15 protein-coding genes and 2 pseudogenes are annotated in these 13,394 nt (G+C 62.6%); all 17 read left to right on the top strand.

The annotated features are described in order from the left end of the window. Positions 1–43: 43 nt before the first annotated feature. Positions 44–910 carry a hypothetical protein gene (locus ACR0D9_RS06565; protein WP_480538122.1) on the top strand — a complete coding sequence of 289 codons (867 nt, stop codon included), beginning with the start codon at positions 44–46 and terminating at the stop codon, positions 908–910. 103 nt (positions 911–1,013) lie between these two features. Beyond that, positions 1,014–2,177 carry a phage portal protein gene (locus ACR0D9_RS06560; protein ID WP_480538120.1) on the top strand — a complete coding sequence of 388 codons (1,164 nt, stop codon included), beginning with the start codon at positions 1,014–1,016 and terminating at the stop codon, positions 2,175–2,177. Beyond that, entirely contained in the window at positions 2,170–2,388 is a 219-nt protein-coding gene (locus tag ACR0D9_RS06555; protein WP_480480401.1) for a GTA head formation protein, RCAP_rcc01685 family, read from the top strand. The genes ACR0D9_RS06560 and ACR0D9_RS06555 overlap by 8 nt, the downstream gene beginning before the upstream one ends. A 14-nt stretch (positions 2,389–2,402) precedes the next feature. After that, on the top strand, positions 2,403–2,960 hold the full coding sequence (locus ACR0D9_RS06550) for an HK97 family phage prohead protease (protein ID WP_480538118.1): 558 nt from the start codon (positions 2,403–2,405) through the stop codon (positions 2,958–2,960). A 35-nt stretch (positions 2,961–2,995) separates the two neighbouring features. After that, positions 2,996–4,174 (top strand): phage major capsid protein, encoded by a 1,179-nt coding sequence (locus tag ACR0D9_RS06545; protein WP_480504738.1) that lies wholly within the window; start codon positions 2,996–2,998, stop codon positions 4,172–4,174. A 171-nt stretch (positions 4,175–4,345) separates the two neighbouring features. Further along, complete coding sequence (locus ACR0D9_RS06540) at positions 4,346–4,945, top strand: head-tail connector protein (protein WP_480538116.1); 600 nt, start codon at positions 4,346–4,348, stop codon at positions 4,943–4,945. Then, a complete protein-coding gene (locus ACR0D9_RS06535) occupies positions 4,942–5,280 on the top strand; it encodes a phage head closure protein (RefSeq protein ID WP_480485293.1) in 339 nt (112 codons plus the stop codon). The genes ACR0D9_RS06540 and ACR0D9_RS06535 overlap by 4 nt, the downstream gene beginning before the upstream one ends. After that, positions 5,277–5,690 carry a DUF3168 domain-containing protein gene (locus ACR0D9_RS06530; RefSeq protein WP_480485295.1) on the top strand — a complete coding sequence of 138 codons (414 nt, stop codon included), beginning with the start codon at positions 5,277–5,279 and terminating at the stop codon, positions 5,688–5,690. Before ACR0D9_RS06535 ends, ACR0D9_RS06530 begins: the two co-directional genes overlap by 4 nt. A gap of 20 nt (positions 5,691–5,710) precedes the next feature. Beyond that, the gene (locus ACR0D9_RS06525) at positions 5,711–6,124 is read left to right on the top strand and encodes a phage major tail protein, TP901-1 family (RefSeq protein WP_267364994.1); all 414 of its coding nucleotides are present in this window, start codon (positions 5,711–5,713) and stop codon (positions 6,122–6,124) included. Positions 6,125–6,128: 4 nt separating this feature from the next. Next, positions 6,129–6,449 (top strand): gene transfer agent family protein, encoded by a 321-nt coding sequence (locus tag ACR0D9_RS06520; protein WP_480485297.1) that lies wholly within the window; start codon positions 6,129–6,131, stop codon positions 6,447–6,449. Then, the gene (locus ACR0D9_RS06515) at positions 6,446–6,655 is read left to right on the top strand and encodes a rcc01693 family protein (protein ID WP_480538114.1); all 210 of its coding nucleotides are present in this window, start codon (positions 6,446–6,448) and stop codon (positions 6,653–6,655) included. Before ACR0D9_RS06520 ends, ACR0D9_RS06515 begins: the two co-directional genes overlap by 4 nt. Next, positions 6,642–7,304, top strand: coding sequence for a phage tail tape measure protein (locus tag ACR0D9_RS06510; protein ID WP_480480413.1), 663 nt, complete (start codon positions 6,642–6,644; stop codon positions 7,302–7,304). The genes ACR0D9_RS06515 and ACR0D9_RS06510 overlap by 14 nt, the downstream gene beginning before the upstream one ends. Before the next feature lie 15 nt (positions 7,305–7,319). Further along, positions 7,320–7,952 (top strand): DUF2460 domain-containing protein, encoded by a 633-nt coding sequence (locus ACR0D9_RS06505; RefSeq protein WP_267364987.1) that lies wholly within the window; start codon positions 7,320–7,322, stop codon positions 7,950–7,952. Next, positions 7,952–8,839: a DUF2163 domain-containing protein gene (locus ACR0D9_RS06500; protein WP_480485300.1), complete on the top strand. Its 888-nt coding sequence runs from the start codon at positions 7,952–7,954 to the stop codon at positions 8,837–8,839. Before ACR0D9_RS06505 ends, ACR0D9_RS06500 begins: the two co-directional genes overlap by 1 nt. Then, the gene (locus ACR0D9_RS06495) at positions 8,836–9,282 is read left to right on the top strand and encodes a C40 family peptidase (protein WP_480485302.1); all 447 of its coding nucleotides are present in this window, start codon (positions 8,836–8,838) and stop codon (positions 9,280–9,282) included. The genes ACR0D9_RS06500 and ACR0D9_RS06495 overlap by 4 nt, the downstream gene beginning before the upstream one ends. Beyond that, positions 9,282–10,613: pseudogene (locus ACR0D9_RS06490) on the top strand (baseplate multidomain protein megatron); the annotation flags it as partial. The gene ACR0D9_RS06495 and the pseudogene ACR0D9_RS06490, both read left to right, overlap by 1 nt. A gap of 165 nt (positions 10,614–10,778) precedes the next feature. After that, a pseudogene (locus ACR0D9_RS06485) lies at positions 10,779–13,394 on the top strand (baseplate multidomain protein megatron); the annotation flags it as partial.

The following is a 13,394-nucleotide window of genomic DNA, read 5'->3' as shown; positions in this document are numbered from 1 at the left end:
ACTCTTTAGCTTGACCTTGGTCGCAGTCGTAATGTGTGCTGCTATGGCAGTTCGATTTAGGTCATTTTGGCGACTGCTCTTCACTGCGTTGCTCGCCGCGCTGCCATTGCTGTTTATCAGACAAATGCCTTCAGGCACGCAGTATGATGGGCTTGGCTATGTAATCGTTGTTGCAGCGTCGTTGCTTGCTGCCGGGGCTGGTGCCGGTTGGGGTGCAATTTTGCGTTTGCTCGGAGTGCCAGCAGTGGTTTCAGCAATTGTTGTTTGTGGATTAGCAGCACTGGTCGCAGGAAGTATGTTGTGGGGGCAGTACGTGCCAAACTCCTGCGACGGTAAACCTCTGCTGGTAAACGTTGCAGGTCAAAAACTAAGTATACCCTCGGAAATGCGCCCACTCGTATGGCCCGAAGAGAAGCAAAAATACTGGGCCAATCCAGAGAGAAAAAGAGAGCACTCCTACCTGTGTGGGATCAGCGAGAATGCTTCTCGAGTAATTTCTGTGAATGAGATCAAGATCAACCCTGTAGCCGTACACAAATCCTTGTCTGCTGTTTGTATGGCGTCTGATCCGCCGTCTTGGTGCAGCAATTACTCTAACCACTTCATGCCGTTGTTGGTGGAGTTCAGTGTTTCTTCCCCGGCAGACCCTGGGAAACCTGCATACTACTGGAATTGGGACTCACCTGATGTTTTTAGGCAAGGTGACGTGCGGGAGGGTTTTAGTTGTCTTTGGGATGCTGAAACAAAATTAGTGAGGGAATGTTCGATTTGGCAACCTTTCGGAACAGGTTTTCGATTGACGGTCGAAACTACAAATCGTCCTGGTGATTTCGAAAGTCTGTCCATTGACGAAGTGCGTGAAGGTATGATTGCAGCACGTAGTTCACTTCTTTCCTCAATTCAGAACTGACCCGTTGCCCACCCCCCGTACGCCCCATTCCCGAGGCTTAAACTTCTCTGCGTCATAACTCCTTTCAACAAGCCGGGCAGAGCGGCGGCAGAAAGGAGCACAGATGGTATTCGATTTCTTGCGTCGTGGATCGGCCGGCAGCGCGCCCGAGGCGAAGGCGAGCGCGACGGGGCCTGTGGTGGCGTGGCAGACCGGCGGGCGCGTGGCGTGGAGCCCGCGGGACACGGTGTCTCTGACGCGGACGGGGTTTTCGGGCAATCCAGTGGGGTTTCGGTCGGTCAAGCTGATTGCTGAATCGGCGGCGGCTCTGCCCTTGATTTTGCAGGGTCAGGGGCAGCGTTTCGATGCGCATCCGATCCTGGCCCTGTTGCGACGCCCGAATGCGGCGCAGGGGCGGGCAGAGATGCTGGAGGCCCTGTTCGGGCAGTTGCTGCTGTCGGGCAATGCTTATGTCGAGGCGGTGCAGGCTGAGGACGGGCTGCCGGTTGAGCTGCACGTTCTGCGCTCGGACCGGATGAGCGTGGTGCCGGGGGCGGATGGGTGGCCCAAGGCCTATGATTACAGCGTCGGCGGCAAGACGCACCGGTTCGCGGCCGAGGCCATCTGTCATATCAAGACGTTCCACCCGCAGGATGATCATTATGGGTTCTCACCGATGCAAGCGGCGGCGACGGCGATTGATGTGCACAACAGCGCCTCGCGGTGGTCGAAATCGCTGCTGGACAATGCCGCGCGGCCCTCGGGGGCGCTGGTGTGGAAGGGCGGTGATGGGCACGGAATGATGGCCGAGGAGCAGTTCCGCCGCTTGTCCGACGAGATCGAGCAGAACTATCGCGGGGCGCGCAATGCGGGTCGGCCGATGGTTCTGGAGGGGGGGCTGGATTGGAAGCCGATGGGCTTTTCCCCCTCAGACATGGAGTTTCAGAAGACCAAGGAAGCCGCCGCCCGCGAGATCGCGCTGGCCTTTGGGGTCCCGCCGATGCTGCTGGGGATACAGGGCGACGCGACCTATTCGAACTATCAGGAGGCCAACCGGGCGTTTTACCGCCTGACCGTGCTGCCCCTGGTGACGCGGGTGGCGGCGGCGGTGGCGGAGTGGCTGACGGGCTTTACCGGCGAGGATCTGATCCTGAAGCCCGATCTGGATCAGGTAACGGCCCTGTCTGCCGAGCGGGATGCGCAATGGGCGCGGGTCAACCGGGCGGACTTCCTGAGCGATGTGGAAAAACGCAGGTTGCTGGGGCTGCCGGAGCGTGCCGATGGCTGAGGGGTATCCGCCGTTCGACTGCGCGCCGGGGCTACGTCTGGCCGCGCATGAGCGGGTGGCCGAAATCCAGCACGCGCATCTGTGCAGGCGGCTGGATCAGATCGAAGAAATGATGGAGCGGCTGGAGAAACGGCTGTGGCTGACGGTCTATGGCGTGGCCGCAGTGATCCTGGCGCAGGCGTTTCAATCATTCCTGGTGGTAACGCCATAAGTTCAGTGGGTTACATGGAGAAGTTCATGGATTTAGAACATAAGTTCGCAGGGTTCGGTGACATCCTTTCAGTGACCGAGGATGCGATGATCGAAGGCTATGCCAGCCTGTTCGGGCAAGTCGATCAGGGCAGTGACATGGTGCAACGCGGGGCCTATCGCGCCTCGCTTGAGGGGCTCGCCAAGGCGGGTCAGCGGGTCAAGATGCTGTGGCAGCACGACCCGGCGCAACCCATTGGTGTCTGGGACGAGGTGCGCGAGGACGAAAAGGGCCTGTGGGTCAAGGGTCGCCTGCTGGAATGCACCCAGAAAGGCCGGGAAGCGGCCGAGCTGATCCGGGCGGGTGCGATGGACGGCCTGTCGATCGGTTATCGCACCAAACGGGCCGTGAAGAATGACAAGGGCCAGCGGGTCCTGACGGAACTGGAGCTGTGGGAGGTGTCGCTGGTGACCTTCCCGATGCTGCCCAGTGCGCGGGTGGCGGCAAAGGGGAGCGACCCCGACGCCGAGAACACCTGGCGCAGTATTGCCGAGGTGTTCAACAACGCCCGGCAGGAGCTGGCGCGGACCTAGCGCGCCTCAAACCCACCCAAAAACAGGACATGCTGATGAGCAAGACCGAGACCCCGGCCTTGACCGGAGAGGGTGCGCCCCTGGTTCAGGAGGTGAAGCAGGCGATGGCTGGCTTCGTGAATGAATTCAAGGGCCTGAAGGCTGAAGTTAAAACAAAATTGCAACAGACAGAAGAGCGACTGACCATGCTGGATCGTAAATCAACTATCGCGGCGCGCCCGCATCTTGCGGCCTCGACCCTGGACGGTGCCCCGCACCAGAAGGCGTTCGACGCCTATGTACGCTCGGGCGAGGATGACGGGCTGCGCGGGCTGGAGATGGAGAGCAAATCGCTGTCCACCGCCGTCAACAGCGATGGCGGGTATCTGGTCGATCCGCAGACTGCCGAGACGATCAAGTCGGTTCTGAACGCAACCGCGTCAATCCGTTCGATTGCGTCGGTGGTGAATGTCGAGGCGAATTCGTTCGATGTGCTGATCGACCATACCGATGTCGGTGCAGGCTGGGCAGATGAGAATTCGGCCACTTCCGAAACCGGAACCCCGTCGATTGACCGTATCTCGATCCCGCTGCACGAGTTGAGCGCGCTGCCCAAAGCCTCGCAACGTTTGCTGGATGACAGCGCGTTCGATGTCGAGGGCTGGCTGGCCGGTCGGATTGCCGACAAGTTCGCCCGTGCCGAGGCGGCGGCCTTTATCACGGGTGACGGTGTGGACAAACCCAAGGGTCTGATGATCCACCGTGCGGTATCCGATGACACGTGGTCCTGGGGTAGCCTGGGGTACGTTGCCACCGGCATCGATGGCGGTGTCGATGCGGATGCGATTGTCGATGTGGTTTATGCGCTGGGCGCGCAATACCGGGTCAATGGCACATTCGTCATGAACTCGAAAACGGCGGGTGTGATCCGCAAGCTGAAGGACAGTGATGGCCGTTTCCTGTGGTCGGACGGTCTGGCCGCCGGTGAGCCCGCGCGCCTGATGGGCTATCCGGTACTGATTGCCGAGGACATGCCGGATGCGGCCTCGGACAGCTTCTCGATCGCGTTTGGCGACTTCAAATCCGGTTACACCATCGCCGAGCGCCCCGATCTGCGCGTGCTGCGTGATCCGTTCAGCGCCAAGCCGCATGTCCTGTTCTATGCGACCAAGCGTGTGGGCGGCGATGTGAGCGACTTTGCAGCCATCAAGCTGGTGAAATTCGGCATCGCCTAAGCGGTGACGAATCCGGGGGGCCATCGGCCCCTCGGGCGGCGGGCGCGGGCCGGGGTGAGATCCCCCGCGTTGTCTAGCTGCTCCCCTCCGTCCGAGCAACGTGGGGCGGCGCGTGCCCGTCATTTTCCTGACTGAGGCCCCCGGTGGGGTCCGAGATTGCGGAGTGAATGGATGATGTTGATCGAAGAAACCGCCATCGCGGATGCGGCGCTGCCGGTGGATCAGTTCAAGGCGCATCTGCGGCTGGGCAGGGGCTTTGCCGAGGATGACGTTCAGAACGAGGTGCTGAAGGGGTTCCTGCGGGCGGCCATGGCCGCGATTGAGGCGCGCACCGGCAAGGTTCTGATCGAGCGCGACTTTTCATGGAGCCTGAGCGGTTGGCGCGATCCGTTGGGCGAGGTTTTACCGGTTGCTCCGGTGACATCGGTGCTGGCCATGACGCTGACCGATGCTGCAGGTTTTGAAACCGTTGCGGATGCGGCGGTGTATCGGCTGGAACGCGATGGCCAGCGCCCGCGGGTGCGGCCGGTCGGGTCGGCCCTGCCTGCGATTGCAACGGGGGGTGCGGTGAAGATCTCCTTCACGGCCGGGATGGCCACGGATTGGGCCGGTTTGCCCGCCGATCTGGGCCAGGCGGTTCTGCTGCTGGCGGCGCATTATTACGAATACCGGGACGAGACCGCGCTGGGCGCGGGGTGTATGCCGTTTGGGGTTACCAGCCTGATCCAGCGCTATCGGATGGTGCGCTTTGGTGCGGGGGTGGTGCAATGAACACGCCGCGTCTGAACCGCAAGCTGGTGCTTGAGGCCCCGATGCGCAGCGCTGACGGGTCCGGGGGATATACCGAGGCATGGGCCGCGCTGGGAACGCTGTGGGCCGAGGTCACGGCGCGCAGTGGCGCGGAACGGCAGATCGCCGGCGTTTCCGTCTCGCGCGTGGGGTATCGCATCGTGGTGCGGGGCGCGCCCGAGGGATCGACCATGCGCCCGGCGCCGGATCAGCGGTTTCGCGAAGGCAATCGCCGTTTCGTCATCCGCGCCGTGGCTGAGCGCGACGCGCGCGGCCAGTACCTGACCTGTTTCGCGGATGAAGAGGTGGCGGCATGAGTTATGGCGTATCAGCCGCCCTGCAGGCGGCGGTGTTTCAGCACCTGACCGGGGATGCGGATGTCAGCGGCCAGTCCGGTGGCGCGATCTATGACGCGGTGCCCACGGGAACGGTTCCGCAGACCTATGTGACATTGGGCCCGGAAGAGGTCCGCGACGCTTCGGACCGGTCGGGCGCGGGTGCGATCCACCGCTTCACGGTTTCGGTGGTGTCCGAAGCCGCCGGGTTTGGCGCGGCAAAGACGCTGGCCGGGGCGGTGTGTGACGCGCTGGACAATGCGCCACTGGCTCTGAGCCGCGGGCATCTGATCGGGCTGTGGTTCGAGCGCGCCTCGGCCCGGCGGACCGGGACAGGCGGCAGCATCCGCCAGATCGACCTGAGATTCCGCGCCCGCGTGGAAGACGACTAAGCAATCAACGGAGAGAGCACATGGCTGCCCAGAACGGAAAAGACCTTTTGGTCAAAGTGGATATGAACGGCACGGGCCTGTTCCAGACCATAGCGGGCCTGCGGGCCACGCGGATCAGTTTCAACGCCGAAAGCGTGGATGTCACCAGCCTGGAAAGCCAGGGGGGCTGGCGCGAGCTGTTGTCGGGGGCGGGGGTCAAATCGGCCTCAATCTCGGGCTCGGGCGTGTTCAAGGATGCTGGTACGGACGAACGTGCGCGGCAGCTGTTCTTTGACGGCGAGACCCCGGCGTTTCAGGTGATCATCCCCGATTTCGGCATTGTCGAGGGGGCGTTTCAGGTGACGGGCATCGAGTATGCAGGCTCGCACAACGGTGAGGCGACTTATGAGATGAGCATGGCAAGCGCCGGTGCGCTGAGCTTTACGGCGCTGTAATCGCATGGCCAATCCGTGGACGGGCGAGGTGGCACTGACCATCGATGGAGAGCGGCGGGTGCTCAAGCTGACGCTGGGCGCTTTGGCGGAACTGGAGCAGGAGCTGAGCACCGGATCCCTGGTCGAGCTGGTGCAGCGGTTCGAGGGTGGCGCGTATTCCAGCAGTGACGTGCTGGCGCTGATCGTTGCCGGGTTGCGGGGCGGGGGCCGGGATACCACCCGCGCCGACCTGTTTCATGCCGAAATCGAGGGCGGCCCGATGGCTGCGGCCAAAGCGGCGGCCGAGCTGCTGGCCCGCGCCTTCATGGTGCCGGAAACGACATGAGCGGGTTTGACTGGCCCGCCCTGATGCGGGCCGGGTTTCTGGGGCTGCGGCTGACGCCGGATCAGTTCTGGCGTCTGACCCCGGCGGAACTGCGGTTGATGCTGGGGAAGGGTGCCGGGATGCCCGCGATGAACCGGGCAGGCCTTGACGCGCTGCTGGCCGCCTTCCCGGACAAGCAACAAGGAGAGCGTGATGACGGATCGTGACGGGTTTGACGACTTGCAGGAACGGGGCGCAGCGCTGGGCGATGCCCTGGGTGATGCTGCGACGATGGCCGCGGCGTTTGACAGCCAGATGAAGCGGATCAGCGCCGCATTCGAGGAAACCGGCAAGGATGTCGCCACGTTGGAACGGGGCATGTCCAGCGGTTTGCGCAAGGCGTTCGATGGCGTGGTTCTGGACGGGATGAGCCTGTCGGGCGCGCTGGATGTGCTGAAGAACTCGTTGATCCAAACGGCTTATGCAGCCGCGATCAAGCCGGTGACGGATCATTTTGGCGGATTGCTCGCAAACTCGGTCGGCGGGTTGGTGCAGGGTCTTCTTCCCTTTGCCGATGGTGGCAGTTTCAGCCAGGGCCGGGTGATGCCCTTTGCCAATGGCGGCGTGGTCAGCAGCCCGACGATGTTTCCGATGCGCGGCGGCACCGGGCTGATGGGCGAGGCTGGCCCCGAGGCGATCATGCCACTGGCGCGCGGCGCGGACGGCAAGCTGGGCGTGCGCACGCAGGGCGGCGGGCGTTCGGTGAATGTGGTGATGAACATCACGACCCCGGATGTGCAGGGGTTCCGCCGCTCGCAGGGACAGATTGCAGCACAGATGAGCCGTGCGTTGGGGCGCGGCAATCGCAACAGGTAAATCAGGGAGCAGGTGATGACTTTCCACGAGGTGAGATTTCCCGCCAGCCTGAGCTTTGGCTCGGTCGGGGGGCCCGAACGGCGCACGGATATTGTGACGCTGGCCAACGGGTTCGAAGAGCGCAACACGCCCTGGGCCCATTCCCGGCGCAGGTATGACGCGGGGCTGGGGATGCGCTCGCTGGACGATATCGAGACGCTGATCTCGTTCTTCGAGGCGCGGCAGGGCCAGATGTACGGGTTTCGCTGGAAGGACTGGTCGGATTTCAAATCCGGCAAGGCCACGTTGGATGTCGATGTCGGAGATCAGGTTATCGCTCGCGGCGACGGTGTGCGGACCGAGTTTCAGCTGATCAAGACCTATAGCTCGGGCGGGGTCAGCTATGCCCGCCCCATCGTCAAGCCGGTGCTGGGGACGGTGCGTCTGGGGCTGGATCAGGACGAAATCCGGGAGGGCGTGGAATTCGAGGTTGATCTGGCAACAGGCCGGATCACCTTTGCCGACCCGCCACCGGAAGAGGTGGATATCACCGCCGGGTTCGAATTCGATGTGCCGGTGCGGTTTGACACCGACAAGATCCATACAAGCGTCGCCAGTTTTCAGGCCGGAGAGGCGCCGAACGTTCCTGTGGTTGAGGTGCGTGTCTGATGGCTGTGGATGAACAGGGCCTGCACGCGCATCTGCAAAGCGGAATGACCACCGCGTGCCGGTGTTGGGCGATCAGACGCCGGGATGGTCAGGAATACGGGTTCACCGATCACGATCTGGAGCTTGGCTTTGACGGATTGACATTCAGGGCCAGCACCGGATTGACGGCGGCGGCCATCGAGCAGGCCACCGGCCTGTCCATTGACAACACCGAAGCCATGGGCGCGCTGTCGGATGCGGCCATTCGCGAAGAGGATATAGAGGCGGGGCGGTTCGACGGGGCCGAGGTGCGCGCTTGGCTGGTCAACTGGGCCGACCCGGATCAGCGTATCCTTCAGTTCCGGGGCTCGATCGGGGAATTGCGGCGCGCAGGCGGTGCATTCCACGCGGAACTGCGTGGCCTGACAGATTTGCTGAACCGCCCGTTGGGGCGCGTGTATCAGAAGCCTTGTACTGCCGTATTGGGGGACCGGACCTGTCGGTTCGACATGGATACGCCCGGCTATTGGATTGAGGGCGCCGTCACCGGTTTTGATGGCGGAACCGTTCTGCTTGTTGCGGGCGGGGCAACCATCGATGACGGCTGGTTCGAACGCGGCAGGGTCGACGTTGTGTCGGGAGCGGCGAAGGGGCTCTGGTCATCAGTCAAGCATGACCAGCAGGTGGCGGACGGGCGGCAAATCACGCTCTGGTCCGGTTTCGGGGAAAGCCTGGTGCCGGGTGACATGGTCAGGCTGCGGGCGGGGTGCGACAAACGCATGGAGACCTGCCGCCTGAAGTTCAACAACCTGCTGAACTTTCAGGGCTTTCCAGATCTTCCGGGCGAAGACTGGGTGATGGCCGTTCCCAAACAGAGCAAAGCCAACAGCGGAGGGAGCCTGAGGTGACGATACACAGGCAGGATATTGTCGCAGAAGCGCGCAGCTGGTTGGGGACGCCTTATGTGCATCAGGCCTCGACCAAGGGGGCGGGCACGGATTGTCTGGGCCTGCTGCGCGGCGTCTGGCGCGCCGTGATCGGGCAGGAGCCCGAGGCGGTTCCGGTCTACAGTCTGGACTGGTCCGAACCGCAGGGCGAGGAACGCATGTGGGCGGCGGCGCGGCGGCATCTGGTCGAAAAACCGGCCGCCGATTTCGCGGTCGCAGATGTGCTGCTGTTCCGGATGCGCGATGGCAGCGTGGCCAAACATCTTGGCATCGTCAGCGTCGCAGGCTCTGAGCCGAGGTTCATTCACGCCTATTCCGGTCATGGCGTCGTCGAGAACGCGCTGAGCGGGCCATGGCGTCGCAGGGTTGTTTCCTGTTTCGAATTCCCGTTGGAGGTGCTCTGATGGCTACTATTCTTCTTTCCGCAGCCGGGGCGGCGCTGGGCGGGTCAATCGGTGGCACCGTTGCGGGCCTGTCCACCGCGATCATAGGCCGGGCCATTGGCGCAACGGTCGGGCGGGTCATCGACCAGAGGTTCTTCAGCCAGTCGGTCATGGGCAGTGGCAGCGAAGTCGTCGAAACAGGTCGCATGGACCGGTTCAGGCTGACGGAAACCGGCGAGGGCGCGCCGGTGACTACGGTCTTTGGGCGTATGCGCGTGGGCGGTCAGGTCATCTGGGCGTCGGACTTTCTTGAGACCGAGACCCGGGAAACGCAGGGCGGCGGAGGCGGGGGCAAAGGCAAACCCAAGGCCCCCGAAGTGACCACCGTCAGCTACAGCTATTCGATTTCGCTGGCCATTGCCGTTGGTGCAGGCGAGATCGCCGATGTCGGGCGCATCTGGGCAGACGGGGAAGAACAGGACCGATCCGGGTTGAACATGCGCATCTATCACGGCACGCAGGACCAGTTGCCCGATCCCCTGATCGAAGCAATCGAAGGGGCGGGCACGGTGCCGGCCTATCGCGGTACAGCCTATGTCGTGATCGAGGATTTCCCGCTTGCGAGTTTTGGCAACCGGGTGCCGCAGTTCTCGTTCGAAGTGGTGCGCCCCGCGCAGCGCGACATGCCGGATTACCCAAGCGCCCTGCCGCAGATCGTGCGGGGCGTGGCGATGATACCGGGTACGGGCGAGTATGCGCTGGCCCGTTCGCAGGTGAATTATACGCAATCCGGGACAAGCTGGGCGGCCAATGCGCATTCCGCGTCCGGTGTATCGGATCTTGTGAGCTCGACCCGTGCGCTGGAGACCGAGCTGCCAAATTGCGATGCGGCCTCGTTGGTGGTTTCGTGGTTCGGTGACGATCTGAGATGCGGCACATGCACGATCCGGCCCAAGGTCGAACAGAGTGGCACGGACAGCCGCAACATGCCGTGGATCGTGTCGGATCAGGTCCGCAGCACGGCGGGCCAGGTCGCGCGGCAGGACGGCCGCCCGGTCTATGGTGGAACACCCGCAGACCCGGCGGTGGTCGAGGCGATCCGACACCTCAACCAGTCGGGTAAGCGGGTCATGTTCTATCCGTTCATCCTGATGGAGCAATTGCCGGGAAACGGGCTGCCTGATCCCTGGTCGGAGGCCGCAAGCCAGCCCCATCTGCCCTGGCGGGGACGGATCACACTGGATGTGGCACCGGGGCGCGCAGGGTCTGCTGATCAGACCGCTGCGGCGGACGCGCAGGTGGCTGCGTTCTTTGGAACCGCGAGTGCTACGGATTTTACGATCAACGAAGGCTTTGACGCCCCGGCGGAAACGGGCGGTGGCAACGGCGGCGTCAGAGGCTCGGGCCCGGTGCTTGGCGGGCGGCCGGATGATCGCGGGCCTGGCGATTTGCAATGGGTAAACGGTGGCGGCACGTTTGGCGGCTTGCTTGGCAATGGTCCGGTTCCGGCCACGAAGATCGTCAAATACTCTGGCCCGCAGGAATGGGGCCTGCGCCGGTTCATTCTGCACTATGCCATGTTGTGCAAGGCGGCTGGTGGGGTGTCATCCTTCTGTATCTCGTCCGAGATGCGTGGCCTGACTCAGATCCGCGGGGCTTCGGGGTTTCCCGCCGTTGCGCAACTGCGTGCGCTGGCGGCAGAGGTACGCCAGATTCTGGGGCCAGAGACCAAGATCGGCTATGCGGCGGATTGGAGCGAGTATTTCGGATACCAGCCGGATGGAAGCGGAGACAGGTATTTTCACCTCGACCCGTTATGGGCGGATGACAACATCGATTTCATTGGCATCGACAACTACATGCCTTTGTCCGACTGGCGTGATGGAGAAAACCACGTGGACGCCGAGGCAGGTGCGCCGTCGGTCTACGACCTTGGGTATCTGCGCGACAATATCGAGGGCGGCGAGGGGTATGACTGGTATTATGCCGCGCCGGAAGAGGCCGAGGCACAGATCAGAACGCCCATCGAAGATCAGGAGCATGATGAGCCATGGGTCTGGCGCTACAAGGACCTGCGCGGCTGGTGGTCAAATCTGCACCACGAGCGGATCGGTGGCGTTCGTCAGCCCAATCCGACCGACTGGGTGCCCGGATCAAAGCCGATCTGGTTTACCGAGTTGGGATGTGCGGCAATCGACAAGGGCACGAACCAGCCGAACAAGTTTCTGGACCCGAAATCGTCTGAATCGCTGCTGCCCGCATATTCAAACGGGCTGCGCGACGATTTCATTCAGGTCCAGTACCTTGCGGCGACACTTGGATATTGGAGCGACCCGAACATCAACCCGGTGTCGCAAGTCTATGGCGGGCCAATGCTGGATCTGGCGAATGCTTATGTCTGGGCGTGGGATACCCGCCCGTTTCCGACCTTTCCCAATCTGCGAAGCCAGTGGGATGATGGGGCAAACTATGACCGGGGGCATTGGCTGAATGGCCGGTCCGGCTCGCGCACGCTGGCCTCGGTCGTGACTGAAATATGCCACGCGGCAGGGGTGACGGATATCGATGTTTCCGGGCTTTACGGCGTGGTTCGAGGATATGTCATCGAAGATGTGACAAATGCGCGGTCGGCTTTGCAGCCGCTGATGCTGCGCTATGGGTTCGACGCGATCGAACGGAACGGCATCTTGCGCTTTCAGATGCGCGATGGCTATGGCGCGATTGCCCTGAACCCTGATCATCTGGCGATCAGCGGTGATCTGGATGGCACGGTTGAGCACCGGCGAGAAGCCGAGGCCGAGATGACCGGTCGCGTGCGCCTGCGCTTTGTCCAGTCGGATGCGGATCACGATCTGGTCGCGGAAGAGGCGGTTCTGCCCGAGGACAGCACGCATTCGGTCTCGGTCAATGTGATGCCGTTATCCATGACACGCACCGAAGGCCGACAAACGGCTGAGCGCTGGTTGAGCGAGGCCCGTGTTTCCCGCGATACGGTGCGGTTTGCCTTGCCGCCATCGCTGCTGCATCTGGGCGCAGGTGATCTGGTGCGGTTGTCAGAGACCGAAAACAGCCCCCTTTACCGGATTGACCGTCTGGAATCTGCCGATCTGCAATTGGTCGAAGCGGTCCGGGTTGAACAGGGTGTATATAAGGGATCGCAACTGCACGACGACCCGGCGGTTGCCAGACCCTATGCCGCGCCCGTTCCCGTGCTGCCGGTGTTTCTGGACCTGCCGCTGATCACCGGGTCAGAGATCCCGCATGCACCTTATCTTGCGGTGACCGCTGATCCCTGGCCTGGGGCTGCGACGGTTTATTCCTCCTCAACCGATGAGGGGTACAGCCTGAGTGATGTGATCCCAGGTCAGGCCATTATGGGCGTGACCGAAACGCCGATGAGGCGCGCCAGCATCGGCGTCTGGGACGAAGGCCCGGCCGTGAAGGTACGGCTGTTGGCCGGTCAGCTGGAATCGCGTCCGCGTGGCGCGGTTCTGAACGGTGTCAATCTGGCGGCCATCGGCGACGGAACACCCGGCAACTGGGAGGTGTTCCAATTCTCGGATGCCACGCTTGCTTCCCCCGGCGTTTACGCGTTGTCCGGGCGGTTGAGGGGCCAGTTGGGGTCGGATGCCCTGATGCCGGATGTCTGGCCGGACGGGTCCATATTCGTGTTGCTGAACGATCAGGTGCAGCAGATCAACCTGTTGCGGAACGAGCGGGGTTTGGCCAAACACTATCGCATCGGCCCGGCGACCCGCGGCTACGATGATCCGGCTTACCAGCACCTGATCGCCTCATTCGACGGCAATGGTTTGCGCCCGTATTCCCCGGTTCACCTTCGGGTGCGATCCGACGCAACCGGCGATCACCTGAACTGGGTGCGGCGCGCCCGGTTGGATGGGGATGACTGGTCAGGTCTGGAGGTTCCGCTGGGCGAGGAAAGCGAATCCTATCTTGTGCGTGTCTTTGCGGCGGGAACCCTTGTCCGTGAAGAGATGGCATCCCTGCCGGGGTGGTCCTATTCGGCGGCAATGAAGGCGGCAGATGGTCTGACCGGGTCATATGAGGTCGGGATTGCGCAGGTGTCGGCCATTTACGGCCCCGGTGCGATGGCGCGTCTGGTTGTCGGGTAA

This window comes from Ruegeria sp. AK11 (assembly GCF_056541095.1).
The sequence above is the reverse complement of the archived record's forward strand: the minus strand, read 5'-3'. Positions and strand labels throughout refer to the sequence as shown.

What these genes read in the sequence shown, in the direction of transcription:
- ACR0D9_RS06520 (WP_480485297.1), top strand. Translation starts at nt 6,129, where the DNA reads ATGGCCAATCCGTGGACGGGCGAGGTGGCACTGACCATCGATGGAGAG.
- ACR0D9_RS06545 (WP_480504738.1), top strand. Translation starts at nt 2,996, where the DNA reads ATGAGCAAGACCGAGACCCCGGCCTTGACCGGAGAGGGTGCGCCCCTG.
- ACR0D9_RS06515 (WP_480538114.1), top strand. Translation starts at nt 6,446, where the DNA reads ATGAGCGGGTTTGACTGGCCCGCCCTGATGCGGGCCGGGTTTCTGGGG.
- ACR0D9_RS06535 (WP_480485293.1), top strand. Translation starts at nt 4,942, where the DNA reads ATGAACACGCCGCGTCTGAACCGCAAGCTGGTGCTTGAGGCCCCGATG.
- ACR0D9_RS06540 (WP_480538116.1), top strand. Translation starts at nt 4,346, where the DNA reads ATGATGTTGATCGAAGAAACCGCCATCGCGGATGCGGCGCTGCCGGTG.
- ACR0D9_RS06560 (WP_480538120.1), top strand. Translation starts at nt 1,014, where the DNA reads ATGGTATTCGATTTCTTGCGTCGTGGATCGGCCGGCAGCGCGCCCGAG.
- ACR0D9_RS06505 (WP_267364987.1), top strand. Translation starts at nt 7,320, where the DNA reads ATGACTTTCCACGAGGTGAGATTTCCCGCCAGCCTGAGCTTTGGCTCG.
- ACR0D9_RS06500 (WP_480485300.1), top strand. Translation starts at nt 7,952, where the DNA reads ATGGCTGTGGATGAACAGGGCCTGCACGCGCATCTGCAAAGCGGAATG.
- ACR0D9_RS06525 (WP_267364994.1), top strand. Translation starts at nt 5,711, where the DNA reads ATGGCTGCCCAGAACGGAAAAGACCTTTTGGTCAAAGTGGATATGAAC.
- ACR0D9_RS06530 (WP_480485295.1), top strand. Translation starts at nt 5,277, where the DNA reads ATGAGTTATGGCGTATCAGCCGCCCTGCAGGCGGCGGTGTTTCAGCAC.
- ACR0D9_RS06550 (WP_480538118.1), top strand. Translation starts at nt 2,403, where the DNA reads ATGGAGAAGTTCATGGATTTAGAACATAAGTTCGCAGGGTTCGGTGAC.
- ACR0D9_RS06510 (WP_480480413.1), top strand. Translation starts at nt 6,642, where the DNA reads ATGACGGATCGTGACGGGTTTGACGACTTGCAGGAACGGGGCGCAGCG.
- ACR0D9_RS06565 (WP_480538122.1), top strand. Translation starts at nt 44, where the DNA reads ATGGCAGTTCGATTTAGGTCATTTTGGCGACTGCTCTTCACTGCGTTG.
- ACR0D9_RS06555 (WP_480480401.1), top strand. Translation starts at nt 2,170, where the DNA reads ATGGCTGAGGGGTATCCGCCGTTCGACTGCGCGCCGGGGCTACGTCTG.